The following is a 1,001-nucleotide window of genomic DNA, read 5'->3' as shown; positions in this document are numbered from 1 at the left end:
ATAATCATCCATTATACCATCTTCATTTTCATTTACATAACCATCATCTATTTCTTCTAAATCTTCATCATTTATTTCTGATAATGTATAATTATCTTCCCTATAATCATCTATTATTTCTTCTTCTATAACTTTATTTAATATGTCATCTTCCACATTATTATTCTGAGAATCTGTAATATCTAAATCTTTAGTTATTAAGTCAAGTTCATTTCCTGATAACTGTATTATATCATCTGTTTCAGAATCCATTTCATTTATGTAGTTTGACTCATCAATATAATCAATACTGTCTATATCAGGAATTATAACATTTCTATCATCATATTCAGCATCTAATTCTTTTTCTTTTAAATTATCTTCTTTTGTTAAATCTATTTCTTCTGGTACTTCATCTTCCAATTCAGGCAATTCTAAATCTTCATCTACATCAAAAGCTAAATCAACAGGAACATCTATATTATCATCTAAATTAGGTACTTCTATTTCGTCTTGTACATCTTCATTTTGTTTATCCTCATTGCTAATAATAGGATTTGAAAAATGACTATGTAAATCAAAATCTTCAACAACTTCAAGCGAATCTATATCACTTTCACTAATAGCATCTTTTTCTTTTATTTCTTCGATAAGTTCATTTTGTTCTTCAGAATAAATATGCTCTACAACATAATTTTGCTCTTCGGAAAATACAGCATCTTTTAACTCTATATCATCTTTGGCATAAGAACTTCTTTTTATTTTTCCTCCTTCTTCAGAATCTATTAATGTATAATGTTCTAAAGATAAAGGTTTTTCATTAGATGCTGTTTGTAGTTCTTCTGCATTTGTTAAATAGGATTCTGTTTCTTCACTATCTAAAGATGTAGGACTTTCTTCTGATATTTCTTCTTGAATATCTTCAGTAGAACTTTCAGATATTAAATCTTCTAATTCCTCTAGCTCTTCTAAACCTTCTTCTATATCTGACAAAGAAAGTTCTTCAGATTCGTCACTAGAAG

At 27.2% G+C, this 1,001-nt stretch carries 1 protein-coding gene; it reads right to left on the bottom strand.

Annotated elements, in window-relative coordinates; translation table 11 throughout:
- A partial coding sequence (locus T324_RS18110) for a hypothetical protein (protein WP_038375048.1) occupies positions 1-1,001 on the bottom strand: 1,001 nt, incomplete at both ends.

It is taken from the genome of Brachyspira alvinipulli ATCC 51933, assembly GCF_000518245.1.
In the GTDB taxonomy this organism is placed as follows: Bacteria; Spirochaetota; Brachyspiria; order Brachyspirales; family Brachyspiraceae; genus Brachyspira; species Brachyspira alvinipulli.
The sequence above is the reverse complement of the archived record's forward strand: the minus strand, read 5'-3'. Positions and strand labels throughout refer to the sequence as shown.